Source organism: Tenacibaculum larymnensis (assembly GCF_028829235.1).
GTDB classification, from domain to species: domain Bacteria; phylum Bacteroidota; class Bacteroidia; order Flavobacteriales; family Flavobacteriaceae; genus Polaribacter; species Polaribacter larymnensis.
Genome location: NZ_JAIWJY010000005.1, coordinates 188,951 through 208,126, shown reverse-complemented (window position 1 = coordinate 208,126; position 19,176 = coordinate 188,951). Strand labels below are relative to the sequence as shown.

Annotated in this window: 16 protein-coding genes; 4 read left to right on the top strand and 12 right to left on the bottom strand. The window is 30.9% G+C overall.

The genetic code is table 11. The annotated features are described in order from the left end of the window. Nucleotides 1-2: 2 nt before the first annotated feature. The 7 genes from LCI24_RS09680 to LCI24_RS09650 form a co-directional block, all read right to left on the bottom strand. Complete coding sequence (locus LCI24_RS09680; protein WP_274640203.1) at nucleotides 3-1,097, bottom strand: hypothetical protein; 1,095 nt, start codon at nucleotides 1,095-1,097, stop codon at nucleotides 3-5. A gap of 26 nt (nucleotides 1,098-1,123) precedes the next feature. After that, nucleotides 1,124-1,345, bottom strand: a complete 222-nt coding sequence (locus LCI24_RS09675; protein ID WP_274640202.1) for a hypothetical protein — start codon at nucleotides 1,343-1,345, stop codon at nucleotides 1,124-1,126. A gap of 249 nt (nucleotides 1,346-1,594) precedes the next feature. After that, nucleotides 1,595-3,772 (bottom strand): PepSY domain-containing protein, encoded by a 2,178-nt coding sequence (locus LCI24_RS09670; protein ID WP_274640201.1) that lies wholly within the window; start codon nucleotides 3,770-3,772, stop codon nucleotides 1,595-1,597. A gap of 28 nt (nucleotides 3,773-3,800) precedes the next feature. Further along, complete coding sequence (locus LCI24_RS09665) at nucleotides 3,801-4,232, bottom strand: DUF2271 domain-containing protein (RefSeq protein ID WP_420802991.1); 432 nt, start codon at nucleotides 4,230-4,232, stop codon at nucleotides 3,801-3,803. A gap of 108 nt (nucleotides 4,233-4,340) precedes the next feature. After that, nucleotides 4,341-5,834: an ankyrin repeat domain-containing protein gene (locus LCI24_RS09660; RefSeq protein ID WP_274640199.1), complete on the bottom strand. Its 1,494-nt coding sequence runs from the start codon at nucleotides 5,832-5,834 to the stop codon at nucleotides 4,341-4,343. An 11-nt stretch (nucleotides 5,835-5,845) separates the two neighbouring features. Continuing rightward, entirely contained in the window at nucleotides 5,846-8,269 is a 2,424-nt protein-coding gene (locus LCI24_RS09655; protein WP_274640198.1) for a TonB-dependent receptor, read from the bottom strand. Nucleotides 8,270-8,303: 34 nt separating this feature from the next. Then, the gene (locus tag LCI24_RS09650) at nucleotides 8,304-9,206 is read right to left on the bottom strand and encodes a DUF6607 family protein (protein WP_274640197.1); all 903 of its coding nucleotides are present in this window, start codon (nucleotides 9,204-9,206) and stop codon (nucleotides 8,304-8,306) included. A gap of 95 nt (nucleotides 9,207-9,301) precedes the next feature. Between LCI24_RS09650 and LCI24_RS09645 the strand changes: the two genes are divergently transcribed. Continuing rightward, nucleotides 9,302-11,368: a TonB-dependent receptor plug domain-containing protein gene (locus LCI24_RS09645; protein ID WP_274640196.1), complete on the top strand. Its 2,067-nt coding sequence runs from the start codon at nucleotides 9,302-9,304 to the stop codon at nucleotides 11,366-11,368. Between the two features lie 21 nt (nucleotides 11,369-11,389). After that, nucleotides 11,390-11,998, top strand: coding sequence for an HmuY family protein (locus tag LCI24_RS09640; RefSeq protein ID WP_274640195.1), 609 nt, complete (start codon nucleotides 11,390-11,392; stop codon nucleotides 11,996-11,998). Between the two features lie 76 nt (nucleotides 11,999-12,074). Here LCI24_RS09640 and uvrA read toward each other — a convergent pair whose 3' ends face one another. Beyond that, a complete protein-coding gene (gene uvrA, locus LCI24_RS09635) occupies nucleotides 12,075-14,867 on the bottom strand; it encodes an excinuclease ABC subunit UvrA (protein ID WP_274640194.1) in 2,793 nt (930 codons plus the stop codon). Nucleotides 14,868-15,101: 234 nt separating this feature from the next. Here uvrA and LCI24_RS09630 point away from each other — a divergent pair, with 234 nt between their 5' ends. Then, complete coding sequence (locus LCI24_RS09630) at nucleotides 15,102-15,683, top strand: RNA polymerase sigma factor (RefSeq protein ID WP_274640193.1); 582 nt, start codon at nucleotides 15,102-15,104, stop codon at nucleotides 15,681-15,683. 242 nt (nucleotides 15,684-15,925) lie between these two features. Here the strand turns inward: LCI24_RS09630 and LCI24_RS09625 are convergent, their stop codons facing one another. After that, the gene (locus LCI24_RS09625) at nucleotides 15,926-16,582 is read right to left on the bottom strand and encodes an endonuclease III domain-containing protein (RefSeq protein WP_274640192.1); all 657 of its coding nucleotides are present in this window, start codon (nucleotides 16,580-16,582) and stop codon (nucleotides 15,926-15,928) included. A gap of 109 nt (nucleotides 16,583-16,691) precedes the next feature. Between LCI24_RS09625 and bcp the strand changes: the two genes are divergently transcribed. Then, a complete protein-coding gene (bcp, locus tag LCI24_RS09620) occupies nucleotides 16,692-17,144 on the top strand; it encodes a thioredoxin-dependent thiol peroxidase (protein ID WP_274640191.1) in 453 nt (150 codons plus the stop codon). 33 nt (nucleotides 17,145-17,177) lie between these two features. On the opposite strand, the gene LCI24_RS09615 is transcribed toward bcp, so the two are convergent. The 3 genes from LCI24_RS09615 to LCI24_RS09605 are packed head-to-tail and all read right to left on the bottom strand — an operon-like array spanning nucleotide 17,178 to nucleotide 19,172. Beyond that, nucleotides 17,178-18,149 carry a sterol desaturase family protein gene (locus tag LCI24_RS09615; protein WP_274640190.1) on the bottom strand — a complete coding sequence of 324 codons (972 nt, stop codon included), beginning with the start codon at nucleotides 18,147-18,149 and terminating at the stop codon, nucleotides 17,178-17,180. A gap of 54 nt (nucleotides 18,150-18,203) precedes the next feature. Continuing rightward, complete coding sequence (locus tag LCI24_RS09610; protein WP_274640189.1) at nucleotides 18,204-18,842, bottom strand: alpha/beta hydrolase; 639 nt, start codon at nucleotides 18,840-18,842, stop codon at nucleotides 18,204-18,206. Nucleotides 18,843-18,845: 3 nt separating this feature from the next. After that, nucleotides 18,846-19,172 carry a hypothetical protein gene (locus LCI24_RS09605; protein WP_099213844.1) on the bottom strand — a complete coding sequence of 109 codons (327 nt, stop codon included), beginning with the start codon at nucleotides 19,170-19,172 and terminating at the stop codon, nucleotides 18,846-18,848. Nucleotides 19,173-19,176 lie beyond the last annotated feature (4 nt).

Here is a 19,176-nt window from a genome sequence, read left to right as displayed (position 1 = left end):
AGTTATTTCATAGCGTATAAACGTTTATTATTGGTATCTGGTTTTACGTGTTCTAATTCTCCGTATGGTTTAGTTAAAGGTTTTAAAACACATAGAGCAGAAGCTTTACCTTTTATAATTAACTGACTGTTTTTTACAGTGTAGGTCCATCTAAATTTTTCTACAGGAATATTTGTTTTTTCTACCTCTTTCATTAATGCTTCCTCACTGGCAATAAAATCCATAATTTCTTCTTGCATTACAAATTGAGGAATTTCATTATCAGAGTTATGGTAATCCAATTCCAGGTTTACAGGAATAGTATACTGAATTGTATACGGTTCTCCCACATAACGTTCTTTTTCATTATTTAAAGCATCGTACCAAGAAATTTCTTTTTCTTCTGGATATTTTTTAGCAATTTCTTTTGATAAATCTACTTTACCAGGTGAATTTGCTGTTGGGTAAAACACATAGTATGGTTGTGCTAAATAATGATTAGAAAACTCACCTCCAAAAACATTGTAGTAAGGAGAAGCAACTACTTGTGGAATTTTTTCTTCAGTTATAAAAGCACTTTTTAATGTGTTTACTAAATCAGTGTTTTCAGCCAATTGATTGCTATGAAAAATAATTCTAGTATCATCTGTAATTGCTTCACTTTTTACTGAAGGTAATGAACCTCTATTTATTGTTTTTTGCAAAGTTTCAGCAGTTACTTTATCTCCTTTAATTACTGTTTCTAAATTCATTGCTTTGAACGGATTGTTGTTGTTTACAATATGAACTTCTCCGTATGGGTTTTCATTAGCATTGTTGTTCATCCAAGAAATAATTTCTTCTACAGAATATTTACCGTTTATTATTTCATAGTTTTTTTCTTTGAAATATACTCTGGCACTATCGTAAAAATGACTGTTTCCTTTGTCGTTTCCTGTAATAAACACCACAGGTTTTCTGTATTCCACAGCTGGTTTTTCAATAGTTTCCTCAATGGTAGCAATGTTTCCCTGTTCTTGGTTTTTGTTGTCACTCTTTGTGTTATCACAATTTGAAAATACTCCGATTAGTAGTAGTAATCCCATTACTGTACCTACTTTTAAAATGTTTTGTTTCATAGTTTTTTGTTTTAAGGTTATTATAGTTATTGATATTGTTGTAAAATGATGGTTACATCCTTCCCTAAATTCATACTAGATGATAGTTTATTTAAAATGTTAGGAAGGTTTCGGTCGTTAATCCACTGACCGTTTTCTTGTTTTTCAACAGAAGCGATTAATCCGCTTGTGTTTATTTGTAATTTTAAGCTTGTGTATTTTTCTAAATACATTTTTAATACTGATGAATAATTGTTGTTTGACCACATAATTGTTGTTTTTATATGATCAAAATTACCACAGATGTACAGGTAAATTTGGAGTAAATTAGAATTCGTAGCGGATAAATTAGAATTCGTTGTTTTGTCTTCGGATTTTAATATTTAGCCGTTAGAGAAAAGTATATAGGGTAAATGAGAAAGGTGGTTTGGGTGAAACAGATTTATCTAACAATTTATTAATCAAAGAACATTTATATCTTAATTCCTTTATAATAATAAGGTGGTTCTTTTATCTTATTAATAACAATCTGTTTTAATTTGATTATTCTTTTTGAAGTGATTTAAAGAAGTGTTTAGTCTTTTTGAAGTGATTTGTTCTAATGCATTCTCAACACCTTTTAGCATTTTAATAGAGCCACAAATCATTATAGTTCCACCATTTTGCAGAACAGAAGAAACAGTAGTTTCTTTCTTTAATAACAAGTCCTGAACATATTCTTTATGTTGCTCTTGAGAGTATGCAATATGAATATCGTTTTGTTCTATGTTTTTTAACAAAGGAGTATATATTTTTAATGATTCTTTAGTTCTTCCTCCCCAGAATAAATGCGCTTTTGTGCCATTTTTATGTTGTAACATTCCTAAAAATGGAGCGATACCTGTTCCATTAGCAATTAAGATTACTTCTTTGTTCTTTTTTGGAAAATAGAAATCTTTATTTTGTTTGATATTTGCTTGAAGCGGTTCGTTTTCTTCTAATTGATAAAGTAGATTAGAGCACACACCGAGTTCATGTTTTTTTATGCTTAGTATAATGTCGTTATCTATTTTTCCGACAGAATATAAACGTTCAATATTATCTTTTTTGGGAGTAATAGCGAGTAAATCACCTGAGTTAAAGCGTAGCTTTTTGGTTGGTTGTAAACGAACTAAAAAAGAATCGTCGTTGTTTAATTCAGTTTTAGAAACAGTTGTAAATATTTGTTGTTTCTTAAGTTTTTTAACCTCTTGTGTTAGTTGAAATTGTATTCCAGTTTTTTTACTCCATTGGTGCCACCAGGTTTTAAAGTCTTGAAACGATTGGTTGTTAATTTTATAAACAGGTAAAAGAACTTTAAAATTTGAAAGTTGTTGTAGTTTATTATCTATATCAATAGCGAATTGACAAAAATTGGGGTAAGCTCTTGAACCAAAACCAACTATTGAATAGTTTATTGGGTTTGTAGTAGTTGTTTGCTGAACAAGTTGTATAAATTTAGTAGCATTAGAAGGGGCTTCACCTTCTCCGTAAGTTGAGGTTAATATGATTAGATGTTTGGCACTTTTATATGAAGTGTAATTATTTAAGATGTCGATGAAAACAGTTTTTCCGTTTTTAATTAGAGCATTGAATAAAGAAGAAGCAAAAGGGTAGGTGTTGTTTGTTTCTGAACCTATTAAAATGATAATTTCAGCCTTGTCTTTACTAGTTTTATTTTTAGGTAGTGAACTTTTCTGTGTTCTTTTTAAGGTCATCGAAAATCCTGAATAGATAAAGAATAGGATAGATATTGAAGAAAGTAACAATACTATTGACCAAATAATTGTTCCATTTCCTGTGTGTAATAACAAGCTCCAGTTTAAAAGTATGCTGGTTAACGAAAGATTCTCTTTACTGATTATGTTCCCTGTATATTGGTGAATTAGTACTTCACTATCATTAAGTTTCATAAAAAAGTAATCTTCTTCATCTTCAGAAAAAGGGAATTCTACACTTTTTACTTCGTTTAGAGAGGTGTTTTTAAATGTAGGGAAATCAGCAACTGCTATTTTTTTGTTAGAAGAAGCTGAAGGAAAATTATAAGAGTGATTAATTTTTTCTTTGGGTAAAACTGAAAATCTATCTAGCGATAAATACATCCCCGTTAGCGTGATGATGATAATAGGAATAAGTGTATACCTACCAATTATAATATGATAATACTGTTCAAAATTTTCTTTTACAATTTTAGAAAAAAGTTGTTTGAATCCACCTTGTCGTTTAGCAATTAGTACGAGTCCAGTTACCGCAATTAAACAAAGTAAAAATGAAATAAAGCCAACGATAAATCTTCCTGTAGATTTTAAAAATAAAGATCTGTGTAAGCTAGTAGCAAACTGAAAAATAGGTTTCTTTTTTTCAATACTACCTAATTTTTCTCCTGTAGTTGGATTTACATAAAATGTGTCACTTTTTCCTTCTTTGGTAACTACCGAAGCTGTTACAAAATCATTCTCATCAATAGTGATAGAAATTATTTCGTCGTATTGTTTTTGTAGTTCAGAAATTGTTTGAGCAAGTGTAATTTCTTCAGTATTAGAAATACTGTAGTCTGAAAGCTGTTTTGAGATAGGTTCAAAAGATAAAACAATACCTGTAACGGCAGCAACGAGTACGAAAAGGAAAGAAGATATAGCCAAAGTTAAGTGGCTATATCTCCATATAGAAGTGGTCATTTTTGTTAGCTATTTCTATTTAGTAAAATTATTGAGGCATTAAGCGGATGTAACGAATAAACCCATTTCCTTCAAATTTACCTTTAAGGTTTTCGGTAGTGAGTTCAAATTCTACGTCATTTTTGTAGTATTCCTGATCTTCAACAGCCGATTCAAATCTAATTTTATACCCATTGTCAATTTTATCATTGTCAATTTTTAATACGGTAATAGCTCGATTACCTCCGCTAATGGTCGCTCCTGTGATAGCGTCAATATCTGTGCGAACTTTTCCTTGGAACTTCCACCATTCGGTAATGTCAGAATACCATTCATCATCATCACCTTGAACGTACAATGTTTTTTCGTATTCTCCAGTTGGGTTTAATAAAGAAATAGCGATGTAAGCACCTTCACCAGTATAATTTTTCATTTGAATCATACATTTATACGTGGCACTATCATTTGTGTTAAAAGCCATTATTGTGAAGACAGTAATAAAAAGAGCTATGATTTTTTTCATTTTTTATTGGTTTATTTAATACCAAATTGTGTGTAATTGTATTTACACACGACTTGGTACATAAGTTTATTTTAAAAAGTTAATATCTATATTTTTCTTATTTAAGATTTCATTTTCCTTAGCTAAATCGTGTACAGTTTCATCAAAATCAGTAGTAATTGATTTTTTAGCTCCAATACTTAATAAATATTTGATTACATCAGTGTTGTTAGCTTGCATAACCGCTAAGTGTAATGGAGTTAAACCTTCGCTATTTTTAGCGTTTACATCAATTTTTAAAGTGTTGATTTTTTTAAGTAAATCGATGTTGTTTTTTTCTATTGCTATATGGAATAACGTATTTTTATTAGCTTGGAGTTTTGTTAAGTTTAATCCGTTATTGACTAAAAGACTCATTTTTTCAGTAAAATCGTTCACTTTTTTAGGATGATAACTTTTGACTAAATAATAAGCTAAAGAATTTCCTTTGTTGTCTTTTACTTCAATATTAGCCTCGTTTTTTACCAAATAATCCACAACAGCTTCTGAGTTGTATTCAACTGCATACGTAAGTGCTGAATGTCCTTTTTTATTAGTGTGATTATTATTCTTTGTTTTTTCTGATAAAAGCTGAACAATTTCTAAAGAGTTTCTACTAGCAGCGATAATTAAAGGAGTGTTATCATTGTCATCAGATTGATTAGGATTTACACCTTTATTAAGAAAATAGTTAAACGTATTTACATCTTTGTTTCCACGTGCTAAATTATGAAGCGGTGTTTTTCCTTCTTTGTTAGTAATATTAGACTTGATACCTAAACTCTCTAAATATTTAAAAAACTTTAAAGAGTTGTAGCCACTTCGAGAACCTTGTGTAGCTAATAGCATTGCATTTCCTCCTTTTTTATTTAGGTTTTTATAAGGTAATCCTTTTTTTATAAGAAGCTCTAACATTTTTTTATTTCCTTTTTTAGCAACATAGTTAAAAGCACCATTACCATCACTATCAACACTATGTAAACTCAAACCTTTAGAAGAAAGATATTCAATAAAAGATAGGTCTTTTAAACTAGGTAAAACTAATAGCAAAGCATTAGCCCCATGTTCGTCAACATCTGTTTTGATATCAATTCCGTTTTGAATACACAATTCATAAATTTCTTTATTAGTTTGTCCTGCATTTGCAGCAAAAGTCAATGGAGATAACTGATGAGAATCTTTTAGGTTCATACGAGCATTATTAGCTATTAAATGCTTCATTATTTCAACATTGTTCTTATAAGCAGCCCAAAAAACATAGGTTCTTTTATCGTGTGTAATTTTGTTAACACCATTTCCTTTTTTAGTAAGTAAATGTTTGATTGTTTTATTAGGTGCACTTGCAAGAATAGCATAAGTAACAGCATCAAATCCATTCGGATTTAAGGCAGTAGCATCATTCCCTTCTTTTATTTTTTGTTCAACAGTTTTTATTGTAGGGTTAGTTTGCCAAAAAGATCTTTCAAAAAAGATGTTTTTTGTTTGTGCTTGAATTGTACTAATAAAGAGTACAAGAGCAAATGTTATATGTTGTTTTTTCATGTTTCTGTTTTTTAAAATTTATAGCGTAATGTAGAACCAAAATTAGCAGGTTCAATTCTATTAATATAGCTTGTGCGGTAAGCGTTGTAGCCAACTTCGCCAAAGATATTATTTCCAAATACATCAATACTTAATTTTTCATTGAATTTATAAGATGCTTGTACATTAACAGTAGTGTAAGCTTTTAAATCGAAAGGTTTAACACCAGGAACCACGCCTGTATGTGTATAGTTTCTAGACCATACATTATGAGGTCGCTTTCCTAAATAATAAGCTCCTGCACCAATTGATAAACCATCTAAAGATTTTCTAAATGCATAACGAGCCCAGAAGTTTGCTGTATGTTTTGGTGTATTCATTGGACGAGAGTTGTAATAATAAGAAACATGGTCTTTATATTTAGCATCTAAATATGAATACCCACCAATAACTTCTAAATTAGGAAGGATACGACCAACTAATTCAATTTCTACACCATTTCTAACATCATCACCTCCCTGTGTATAATAACCTAAATCATTACCAGCATTGTCATAAACTGGTAGGTTTAAGTTTTTACTTGACGTGTAGAACGTAGTGATATTAAAACGTAGAGCATTGTTTAACCAAGTAGACTTAATACCGGTTTCAATTTGATCCCAACGCTCTGTACCTAATTCGTTACCGTCAACATCCATATAAAAAGAAGTCCTAGGGTCTGAGCTACTGGCATATGAACCAAAAACAATAATATTTTCATTTGGTTTTAGATTAAAACCTACTAATGGGTTAAAAGCGTCATCGCTTTTAGATTCGTCTAAAGGTCTCCCAATAAAGTTACCTTTGGTTCTCTTCATAGAGGTATAGCGTAACCCCAAGAAAACATCTGCCCAATTGGTTAGGCTAATTTTATCTTGTATCGTAATTCCGTAAGATTCTGTTTTAGATCCTGTATCTCCACTAGAATTTCTTGTAATGCTAATATCATTAGTTAGGGTGTTATTTACAGGCTGTAGTACATCTATAATATCTACATAATCATTACCTGTATTATAGTTTGTTGTATATCTTAAATTATCAAACTCTGAAGTTCTAAAATCAGCTCCAATTTGGAAAGTATGTTTTAAAAATCCTGTTTTAACATCTTTACCTACTAAGTCTAGTTGTAATACACTGTTATTGTCTTTTCTACCAGATGCAGTATATTCTCTATAACGTTGAGAGTCTGACAAAACAGGCAAACCATTTCTAGGACTTCCTTGAAATGCGTATGAGGACTTAGTATCAATATCTAAATCAGAAACAAAATATCCTGCTTTTAAACTTAATTTATCATTTAACTTTCTGTCTGCTCTAATAGCATAAGTTAGGTTTTTAGTAGTAACATTATCTGAATCAAAGCCTATAAAGTTATTGCTAGGCAACTTATATATGTTATTTACATCATAAGTCCCTAAATTAATGGTTCCTTGATCTGGAGTTCTACTGTCATGCATATAATCCATTTCTAAGGTAATGGTCGTTTTATCATTTGGTCTCCAGGCATAAGACGGATTTACATAAAAACGCTCAGAACCAACGTGGTCTCTAAAACTATCAGCCTTGTCGTAAGAACCAGCAATTCTAAAAGCATGTTTTTTGTTAGTATCTATTGGTCCGTAGACATCAAAAGTAGGACGTAGTTTACCAAAACTACCTGCCCTAAATGTAATTTCACCACCTGTATAAAATTTAGGGGTTTTAGTAACAACGTTGATGACTCCACCAGCAGAACCTAAGTCACCACCTAATCCTTGACTAATAGCTGAAACTCCCTTTAGTACTTGAATGTTATCGACACCTGCCATATCAGTGATAATTCCAGTACCTCTGAAGTCAGAGTTAATACGAACGCCATTTTTTAATAAAGGAATACCTCTAAAACCTCTTAGTGACATACTTTCTTTAGTATTACCATAAGTAGCAAACGTATAAACACCTGCTACATTTTTGGTAACATCACTAAGACTTAAAGCATTTTGTTGGTCGATTAGTTTATGAGATAATACTGAGATACTTTGTAATTGCTCATTGGGAGCTAAAGGTAACCTAGTAAGTGTTTCTAGTTTTTCAGCTCTTTTATCTCTTGCTCCAAAAAGTTCAACTTCATCTAATTGAGTATCTGATTTTAAAATGATTACTAAGTTATTTATATTCTCTTTAACCGTTATTTTTCGTGATACTTGAATAAAACCTACAGCGCTTACAGCAAGCTTGTAGTTTGAGTATGGTACATTTTTGATAGTAAAATTACCATTTTCATTAGTTTCAGTACCTATTTTACTTCCTTTGATAAAAACATTAGCATACGGAATAGATTCATTATTTTCTGATTTTACAATACCTTTTATGGTTGCTTGACTGTATATTGTTTGGATACAACTACATATTAGTAGTAGAGACACTATAATTCTCATTTCTTTTTATTTGAGAGGTTTTTATTTTTTTGGATTACTTTTTTATAAAAGACTCTATTGCTTTGTTAATTTGTTCTTCTTCAGAAGTGTTTTCAGAAAACAAGTGTTTGTATAAAGGCTTGTTATCTACTTTTTGTTCTAATGATAGGTTGGTATTTCTACCATAAACCTCAGACCACTTATTTCTAACCAGTTGCCATTTATTAGTGTTCTTTTTCCACCAGTCTTGTGCAGCTTTACATTTGCTATCAGCTACTTTTACATAAGTATTGTAGCCTTTTTCATGGGCAATAACAATATCCTCTTTACCAGTTTCTCTTATAATTTTTCTGTTATCCTGATCATGTAACCAACCGTAGCTTGTAATTTCATGACGATTTCCTCTCTCAGTTACATTGTAATCGCTTCTTTTTGTGTATTCTCTTCTTGGTAATGGGGCGTCTGTAGTATTTTCCCAGTAACTTTTTCCGTCTACATGAACCCAAGTGGCAGAACCTTCGTATCGTGGACTATCGTCTACTTGATATACTTTTTGTGTCCATTGTTTTTTAACTTCTGATTTTGGTTTGGTTTGAAATAACCAATTATTATCACCATTATACATGTAAAAATCAGTGTTTTCATATAACCAGTCTTGCCTCCAGTGTTTAACTATATGTGGATTTGAAGGATTACCTACTTGTAATAAATGTTGAATGGATATTTTGTTGTTTTCGTCAACAACCAATCCTGCCCATTCTAAAGCTTTATCTTTTTTTGTTTTTGAAGGTTTGTAAAGTGAGTCTTTACTGTTGTTAAAAGTTTCTGCGAAATTAAAAGTTACTTCATAGCAACCACACATTTTTTTAATAGCTTCTCTATCTTTTTTCTTCTTGTTTTGGGCGTTAATTGTAAGTGCAGATAGTATTAATATACTACCAAATAGTATTTTTTTCATCGTAAGATTTGTTTGAATTTATTTTTCGACAAAAATATAACTTTTATTTAGATTGATTAAAAATAAAAGATATATTTGCAAAAAAATTATTAAGAATGTTTCTAAATAAAGGAGTGCTACTAAGTTTTATGCTGATTAGTTTTATGGCTTTTTCTCAAGAAAACACTAGTGTTGAGAAGAATGTAACTTCTAGCTATGATTTAGATGAAGTGATTGTAACTGCCACAAGAACATCGCGTCAATTGTCTTCAGTTCCAATGCCAGTTACTTTAATAACAAAAGAGCAATTACAAAAATCTGGGTCAGTTAGGTTGAAAGATATTTTATTAGAGCAAACTGGAATTACGATAGTTTCTGATTTTGGAAATTCAGAAGGAGTACAGTTACAGGGAGTTGCTGCTGATTACACATTAATTTTAATTGATGGTGTACCAATTGTTGGAAGAACTTCAGGAAATATTGATCTAAATAGATTAACGGTAAATAATATCAAACAAATTGAAATAGTGAAAGGGCCTTCATCTTCTTTATATGGCTCTGAAGCTATTGGTGGGGTTATTAATATAATTACTGAAAAACCAAAGTATGAACAGTTTAAAGGGTCATTGAGTTATTTTGCAAGAGGCGGAGCAAAAAACGAGTTGGATATAAACACTAATGTTGTTTGGAAAAAGAAAAGACTGGGGATTGTGGCTGGAGTCAACTTAAATTCTAGCGAAGGATTTGATTTATCGCCAGAAACAACTTCAAGAACAACAGCACCACATCAAAATTTTACAGGAAACCTAAAGGTAATGTATGATTTTTCTGATAAGTTAAAAGGAGTATTTTCTCAACGTTACTTCTTCCAAAACCAAGGCGATAACTCTGAAGAGAATAGTCAAGAAGATTGGAATGTTACTACAAAATTATCTCATGAAATAACAAATAAATGGGATGTAGATTATACTTTTTATGCAACTAAGTATAATGCTGAGAGTATTTTCAATAATGAAAAGACAAATTATAACCAAACGCTGTTACGACCAGAAGTAAAATCCAAAAACACCTTCAGTACGGGTACTTTAATTTTAGGAGCAGGAGCTAATTTAGAAAGCTTAGAAAGAACGGAGTTTGAAGGAGTGAAAGAGTTTAATACTCCTTATGTTTTTGGTCAGTTTGATTTTAATTCAGTTAGCAATTTAAATATAGTTGTAGGAGCTAGGTTTGAAGATAGTAATCAGTATAAATCAGCATTTACACCTAAAATATCTTCTAGCTATAAAATAAATGATTGGTTAATGGTTAAAGGTTCCGTAGGTTATGGATTTAAAGCTCCAGATTTCCGTCAATTATACTTCAATTTTAAAAATACATCAAGTGGCTATATTGTGTTGGGTACACAAACTTTGCACGACTTGTATGGAGATTTGCTAGCAGTACAAACAATAGAAAATGAGTTAAAACCAGAAAGTTCTATTGGTTATAACTTCGGATTTCAAGTACAACCAATATCAAACTTAAAATTAAATATCAACTTGTTTAGAAATGATATTAAAGATTTGATAGACACTTTTGATACACAATTAGAAGCTTCTGAATTAAACTTGCCAGTTGGAACAAGAACGTTTTCATATCGAAATGTTGATGAGGTATATACTCAAGGAGTTGAGATAGATGCTAATTATAAGATTAACGACAACTTTAGAGTTTTAGGAGGATATCAGTTTTTGGATACTGGAGACAAAAATCAGGAAGAGAAGATTAAATCTGGAACTGTTTTTTTTAGAAAAACTCCTGCTTCACCTGCTCAAAGAATGATGCTATCTAATTACTACGGATTACCAAATAGATCAAAACATATGGGGAATCTAAAGTTATTCTATGAGAATTTTCAATATGATTTTTCGGCAAATATTAGAGTGGTATACCGAAGTAAATATGCTTTGTTTGATACGAACGATAGTCAAGGTATAGTAGACGAGTTTGATGATTTTGTTTCTGATAACACACAGGTAAACATGGCGGTAGATAAAACTCTTTTCAAGTTAATGAATGTTCAGATAGGTGTTGATAACCTTATTAATGAAAGAGGGTTAGAAAATAAAGACAGTTTTACAAATAACGATAGTGTATTGCGTTTAGGTAGAACTTATTACGGAAGAATTCAATTTAATTTTTAATATAAATATAAATCAGTAAAAATGAGAATTTTAAAATCAATTTTAGCAATGACTATGTTAGCTTTTGTAGCTGTTTCGTGTAGTGACAATGATGATGTTGTTTTAGATGATGTAGTAGCAAAAAAGATAGAGAACTTGTATGCACCAGGAGAGGGTAGAGGTAACTACACAGGTGAGTTTACAAAGTTTAGTTTTAAAGAAGGGAAACAGGTAACTGGTGATAATTGGGATATTGCGTTTAGAGCTACAGAAATTATTGTTAACGGAGGTAAAAAAGGAGCTCTTTTAGAAGATATAGATAGAACAGGTAATGCTAGCATGATGTTACTTTCAAGTACAAGTTTACAAGGAGTTACCACTGCACCAGCTGAAACAGAGTTAAAACAGGATTCAGAGGAAGAATTAGTTATAAAAACAGGAAGCAACCAAGGTTGGTATGCTTATAATCAAGAAAATCATACAATAGCACCTATTGCAGGAAAAGTTATTGTAGTAAAAACAATTGATGGAAATTACGCTAAAATGGAGATTTTAAGTTATTACAAGGATAGCGCACCATCGCTAGAAGGTTCAAAATATTATACCTTTAATTACGTATACAATCCAAATATTGGAGACACGAAGTTTTAGTAATCTTTAGTTATTAAATTTTGTTAATTTTTGTTGTGAAAGGCTGTCCGACTGAGAGGTTGGGTGGCTTTTCTCTTTAAAAATGTAACTTCTCTTTTAGATACTTAGAGGTATATGATTTTTTGTTTTTCGCTAACTCTTCAGGGGTGCCAGCAAAGATTAAATTTCCACCTTTTTTTCCACCTTCTAAACCAAGGTCAATAATATAATCAGCACACTTAATCAATTCAATATTGTGTTCAATAACAATTATTGAGTGTCCTCTTTCAATTAAAGCATTAAAAGAAGCTAATAACTTTTTAATATCGTGAAAATGTAATCCAGTAGTAGGTTCATCAAAAATGAACAAAGCTTTATCTTTAGTGTTTCCTTTAACTAAAAAAGAAGCCAGTTTTATACGTTGTGCCTCACCACCAGAAAGGGTAGAAGACGATTGTCCTAACTGTACATAACCTAATCCAACATCTTGTAAAGGTTTTAATTTTCGAGCTATTTTGGCTTGTTCATGTTCTGTAAAAAAAGCAACGGCATCATCAATGGTCATATTCAAAATATCATCGATTGATTTTCCTTCAAAAGTTACTTCTAGTACTTCTTTTTTAAAGCGTTTACCACCACAGGTTTCACATTCTAAATGCGCATCTGCCATAAATTGCATTTCTATAGTAACTTCTCCTTCACCTTTACAAACCTCACAACGACCACCATCTACATTAAAAGAAAAATGTTTTGGTTGGTAGTTTCTAATTTTAGATAGTTTTTGAGTTGAAAGTAATTTACGAATATCATCATACGCTTTTATATATGTTACAGGGTTTGAGCGTGAAGAACGACCAATAGGGTTTTGATCGATAAACTCTACATGTTTTAATAAGTCAAAGCTTCCCGTAACATCTGTATGTTGTCCTAGTTTTTCGCCATATCCAACTAGCTTTTTTTGCATTGCAGGATACAAGATTTTCTTAACCAAGGTACTTTTACCACTACCTGAAACTCCAGTAATAACGGTTAAGTTATTAAGAGGGAAAGAAACATCAATGTTCTTCAAGTTATTTTCACGAGCACCAATAATATCAATAGAATTTTTTGATGTTCTTCTACTAGTAGGGATTTCAATTTTTAATTCTTCTGATAGATATTTAGCTGTTAGCGATTCAGATTGTAGGATATCTTCAAAAGTTCCTTCTGCAACCACATTTCCACCATAGGTTCCTGCTTCAGGACCAATATCAATAATGTAATCAGCCTCTTTCATGATATCTTCATCATGTTCAACTACAATTACAGTATTACCTAAATCACGTAGATTTTTTAAGACTCCAATTAATCTTTCTGTATCTTTTGGGTGTAAACCAATACTAGGCTCATCTAAAATATACATAGAACCTACTAACGAACTACCTAATGAAGTGGCTAAATTAATTCGTTGACTTTCTCCACCTGATAGCGTGTTAGACGTTCTATTTAAAGTTAGATAGCTTAAGCCAACATCTGTTAAAAACTGTAAACGATTATTAATTTCGGTAAGTAAACGTTTACCAATTTTTTCTTCGTATTTGTTTAATTGAATATTGTTGAAAAATACTGCCAATTCATCTAAAGGCAAGGTTACTAATTCATCAATAGTTTTACCATATACCTGAACGTAGTTAGCTTCTTTACGTAAACGTTTTCCGTTACATTCGGTACACTTTGTTTTTCCGCGATAACGAGAGAGCATTACACGGTTTTGGATTTTGTAACTTTTTTCTTCTAGTTTTTTGAATAGATGATTAATTCCTTTAAATTTTTTTGTTCCATTCCAAACCAAGTCTTTTTGTTCATCTGTAAGTTCGAACCATGGTTTATGTATAGAAATTCCGAATTCTTCAGCATTTAGAATTAAATCGTTTTTATATTTTTTGTAACTATCTGTTTTAAAAGGAAAAATAGCATTTTCGTAGATAGAAAGTCCTGTATTAGGAATTACTAAATCTTTATCAATACCAATCACATTTCCATATCCTTCACAAGTAGGGCAAGCTCCGTAAGGATTGTTAAAGCTGAATAAATGAGTGTTAGGTTCTAAGAAAGAAATTCCGTCTAACTCAAATTTATTACTGAATTCAACAGTACTATTATCTGATAGGTTTTCGATATAACAAATACCTTTTCCTTCAAAAAATGCTGTTTGTATTGCATCTCCCAAACGGTTGTAAAAATCTTCTTCGTCTTTTACAACAATTCTATCTACGACTAGCTGTAATTCATTTCCTTTAAAATCTTTTATAGGAAATTCATCAATTCTGTATACAGTATCTTGATATTTTAAACGAGCATATCCTTGCTGTGTTAGTACTTGTAAAACAGTTTTTATATCTCTGTCTTTATTAATATGTATAGGAGCAAGTAATAACAATTTTGTGCGTTCCTCAAAAGTTTTTACATGATTGATAACATCAGAAACAGTATGTTTTTTCACTTCATTTCCCGAAATAGGAGAGAAGGTCTTACCAATACGAGCAAAGAGTAACTTGATATAATCGTAAATTTCAGTAGAAGTACCAACTGTTGAACGTGGGTTAGTAGAGTTTACTTTTTGTTCAATAGCAATGGCAGGCGCAATTCCTTTGATATAATCTACTTTAGGTTTATGTAGTTTTCCTAAAAACTGACGTGCGTAGGAACTTAAACTTTCTACATAACGACGTTGTCCTTCCGCATATAAAGTATCAAAAGCCAAAGAAGACTTACCTGAACCAGAAAGTCCAGTAATTACTACTAATTTATTACGAGGAATTACTACATCAATGTTTTTTAAATTGTGCAGTTTAGCCCCTTTAATTATAATATTTTCCTTTGGATTAACAGTTGAAATATCAGTCTTCATATACTCAAAAAAATAAGCGATAAAAATACCAATTTCAAGTGGTTTTTATGAATAAACTATAGTGTTTTTCTCTTTTTTTTTAGTTTTTTTTGTATTTATTAATAAAAAATTTAATATTTGTAACTCGTTATTAATCAATAAATAATAGCCTATAGCAAGATAATTACTTTTATAACTTAATATCCCCTAACCAAAAGAGAACTAGCTAGTTGCTCTTTTAAAAAAGTAATTATTATGCAAAACATAGTAGATGACAGTGTTTTAGTAAAAAACTACATTAATGGTAATGAATATGCCATAGAATTATTGATTAAGCGCCACCAACAACGTCTTTATAGCTTTATTTACAGTAAAGTACAGAATAGAGATACTACAGAAGACATTTTTCAAGACACCTTTATAAAGGTAATAAGAACGCTAAAAAAAGGAAATTATAACGAAGAAGGTAAGTTTTTGCCTTGGGTTATGCGTATTGCTCATAATTTAATTATTGACTTCTTTAGAAAGAATAATCGCATGCCTACATTTAATAATACAGAAGAGTTTGATATTTTTTCAGTATTAAGTGATGGAACTTTAAATGCAGAAAGTAAAATAATAAAAGAACAAATTTTAAATGATGTTAAAGAGTTAGTTGAAGAGCTACCAGAAGAACAAAAAGAAGTTTTAAAAATGCGTATTTATAACGATATGAGTTTTAATGAAATATCAGAAAATACAGGTGTTAGTATCAACACAGCATTGGGTAGAATGCGCTACGCTTTAATTAATTTGAGAAAAATAATTGAAAAAAATAAAATTATTTTGGTCAGTTAAACAATATTTGAAAAAATGCATCGTTAAATCATTGATTATAAGTAATAATAAGGGAATTATATATGATGCAAATTTACTCAAAGAAGTCTCCTGACTTTAAAATGAAACCTAAACAAGAAACAATTCAATATTTGATTAATTTTTCTAAATCGCTAACAGTAGTTAAAACGAAATCAAACTATCTCATTGAATTGAATTTGAATTAAGAGTGGAAAAAGCTTCAACAAAGGTTGGGGCTTTTTTTATGCTTTCTTTTTATTATAATCGTCTATTACCGATTTTCTTCCAACCGTTTTGGTAATAATATCATTTTCTAACTTCCAACCACGAGCAGGAGAGTATTCTCGTCCGTAATAAATAATTTGTAAGTGAAGTTTATTCCATAATTCTTTTGGAAATAGGCGTTTTGCATCTTTTTCTGTTTGAGCAACACTTTTGCCATTAGATAAATTCCAACGAAACATCAACCTATGAATATGTGTGTCTACAGGAAAAGCAGGAATGTTAAAGGCTTGAGACATTACCACACTAGCAGTTTTATGCCCCACCGCAGGTAATTCCTCCAAGGCTTCCATATCAACAGGAACTTCACCATTATGCTTTTCAATTAAGATTTTAGATAAACCGTGAATTCCTTTTGATTTCATTGGTGATAAACCAACAGGTTTGATAATCTCTCTAATTTCATCAACAGTAAGCTTTACCATATCATACGGATTATCAGCTTTTTCAAATAATAATGGTGTAATGGTATTTACACGAGCATCAGTACTTTGAGCAGACATTAATACAGCAATTAATAATGTGTAAGGATCTTTATGGTCTAAAGGAATTGGAGTTTCAGGATATAACTCTTCTAAAGTATCTATAACAAATTGAACTTTTTCTGCTTTCGTCATTGCTTTATAAAATTTGAAAAAATCAAAGGTACAAAGAAGCTTCGTATGTTTTATGGATAATCAAAATCAACTTTGTAACTTTGACTTTATAACTTTGAAGCAAAATAATATGACAACACTAAAAATAGGAGATAAGGCACCAAATTTTGAATCGGTAGACGAAAAAGGAAATGCAGTAAAGCTTTCTGATTATGCAGGGAAAAAACTAGTATTATTCTTTTATCCAAAAGCAAGTACGCCTGGTTGTACAGCAGAAGCTTGTGACTTACGAGATAATTACAAAACTTTTTTAGCAAAAGGGTATGATGTTTTGGGGGTGAGTGCAGATTCAGCAAGACGTCAACAAAACTTTATTAATAAAAATGAATTACCTTTTCCTTTGTTAGCAGATGAAAGTAAAGATGTAATCAATGCTTTTGGTGTTTGGGGACCTAAAAAGTTTATGGGAAGAGAGTATGATGGAATTCATCGTACTACTTTTGTAATTGATGAAAATGGAGTAATTGAAGATGTTATTACGAAAGTAAAAACAAAAGAACACGCAAATCAGATATTAAAGTAATAGTACATCTAATAAAAGAAAAAAGTCGAGTATTTACTCGACTTTTATTTTTTGTGGACTTACTCTTAATTCTTTAGGAGTTGTTATTACTTCTGTAGTGGTAGCAAGTTCTTTTTGTAATTCTCTACTTGTTTTAGTACTACCATCATGACTCCACCCTGGAGGCATAAACACATATTTTAAACGTGTTGTTAATGGTAAATCCTTTTTTCGGTTAAAAAAGTCTTTGAAAATTTCTTTCCATTCGTGAAAAATAATATTAATAGGTCCTTTATCTTCTAAAGGCTTAGTTAAACCATAACGTAATTTTTCGTATTCAGTTTCATCTTCTTCAGCTTGAAAAGTTCCAAAAATACGATCCCAAATAATCAACACCATTCCCATATTTTTATCTAAATACTTAGTGTTAGAAGCATGGTGAACTCTATGGTGAGATGGAGTAACAAAAATATATCCCCACCAACCTAATTTACTTTTAATAAAGTTAGTATGGCATAAAGTTCCGTAGTTTTGATTCATGGCGTATGCAAACATAATGTGCAATGGCATAACACCTAGAAAAGCTAAGGGTAAAAAGAACATATACCTAAATAAAGGCTGTAAAACTGGAGATCTAAAACCAGTTGAAATATTGTAAAATTCAGAGTTGTGATGTGTTACGTGTACAGCCCAGAAAAATCTTGAATGATGATCTACATAATGGTGAATGTAGTACAAAAAGTCTTGACCTATAAAAGCCAATAACCAATATGCCCACGACATATTACCTTCCCAATCAATAATTCTGTATTGATAACAAAAGCCCATAATAGCAAATGAAGTAACCTTCATTAACAAGTCTAGGCTAAAATTTACTAGGGCAAAGTAAACATTAGTAGCTGTATCTTTAAATTCGTAGTTTTTGGCTTTAGCTCGATAGCTAAAGAACATTTCGAGTAAGATTACAGAAATGAAAAACGGAGCACTCCAGTAGTATAATATATCTTGATTAAATATGTTGCTCATGCTATTTTTTTAGTTGCAAAAATATTTAATTTTACTCAATTTAACTGTTAAAGTTTATAGTCTTTTCTCAATCCAACTTTTAAAGCTATAAAAGTTTTGAGGAGCTACACCATGTCCAACAGGGTATTCTGAATATTCGTTATCCAACTTAAAGTCTTTCAGTATAATAGGAGCTTTACGTGCCCAATCTATAGGAAGAACTTGATCTACAGTTCCGTGAGAGATATAATAATCTGTAGCAATTGAGTTGTCTATTTCGGCTGGTAACAATTCTTCATTAATATAACCGCTTAAAGCTACTACGTGCTTTACCTTGTTAGGGTACTTAAAACTTAACGCATAACTTAAAATAGCTCCTTGGCTAAATCCTAATAAAAATGTTTTATCAGGGTTTGTATTGTACTTTTCTTTAATTTCATCTATAAAAGAAGCAATCTTATCAACTGATTCAGCTGCTTGTTTTAAATCAGAAAACTTACCGTTAACTGAATCAAAATTTATAGCATACCATGCATAGCCACCATACCCCATATCATGAGGAGCTCTGGCACTTATAATTAATAAATCGTCTGGTAATTCTTCAGCAAATGAAAATAAATCTTGTTCGTTGCTACCATATCCGTGTAATAAAATTAATAATGGAGGGTTAGCATTTGAGGTTTTAGGTTCTCTTACAATATATTGTAAACTCATATATTAAATTCCTTTAAATAGGTTTTGAAATTGCTCTCCAACAACTGGTACAAGCTTTTTTTCTCCTTTTAAAACAGCTAAAAGGCTAATTAACCAAAGTACAAATAGTAGCACGCCAACAATCCAACCAGCATTACTACCTAAATATTTATAAACAACCCAGCCGTTTAAAAGCTGAAGAACATTTAAACCAAGCATTTGCCTAATGTAAAAACTAGCAAAAGCATTCTTTTTGTTCATGTTTAAAACAAAGGCAATAATAAGGCCTATAACTGTAAAATGACTAATGATTGCTTCGGTTTTTCCTTCGTTTACTGTTAAGTTTTCCATGATT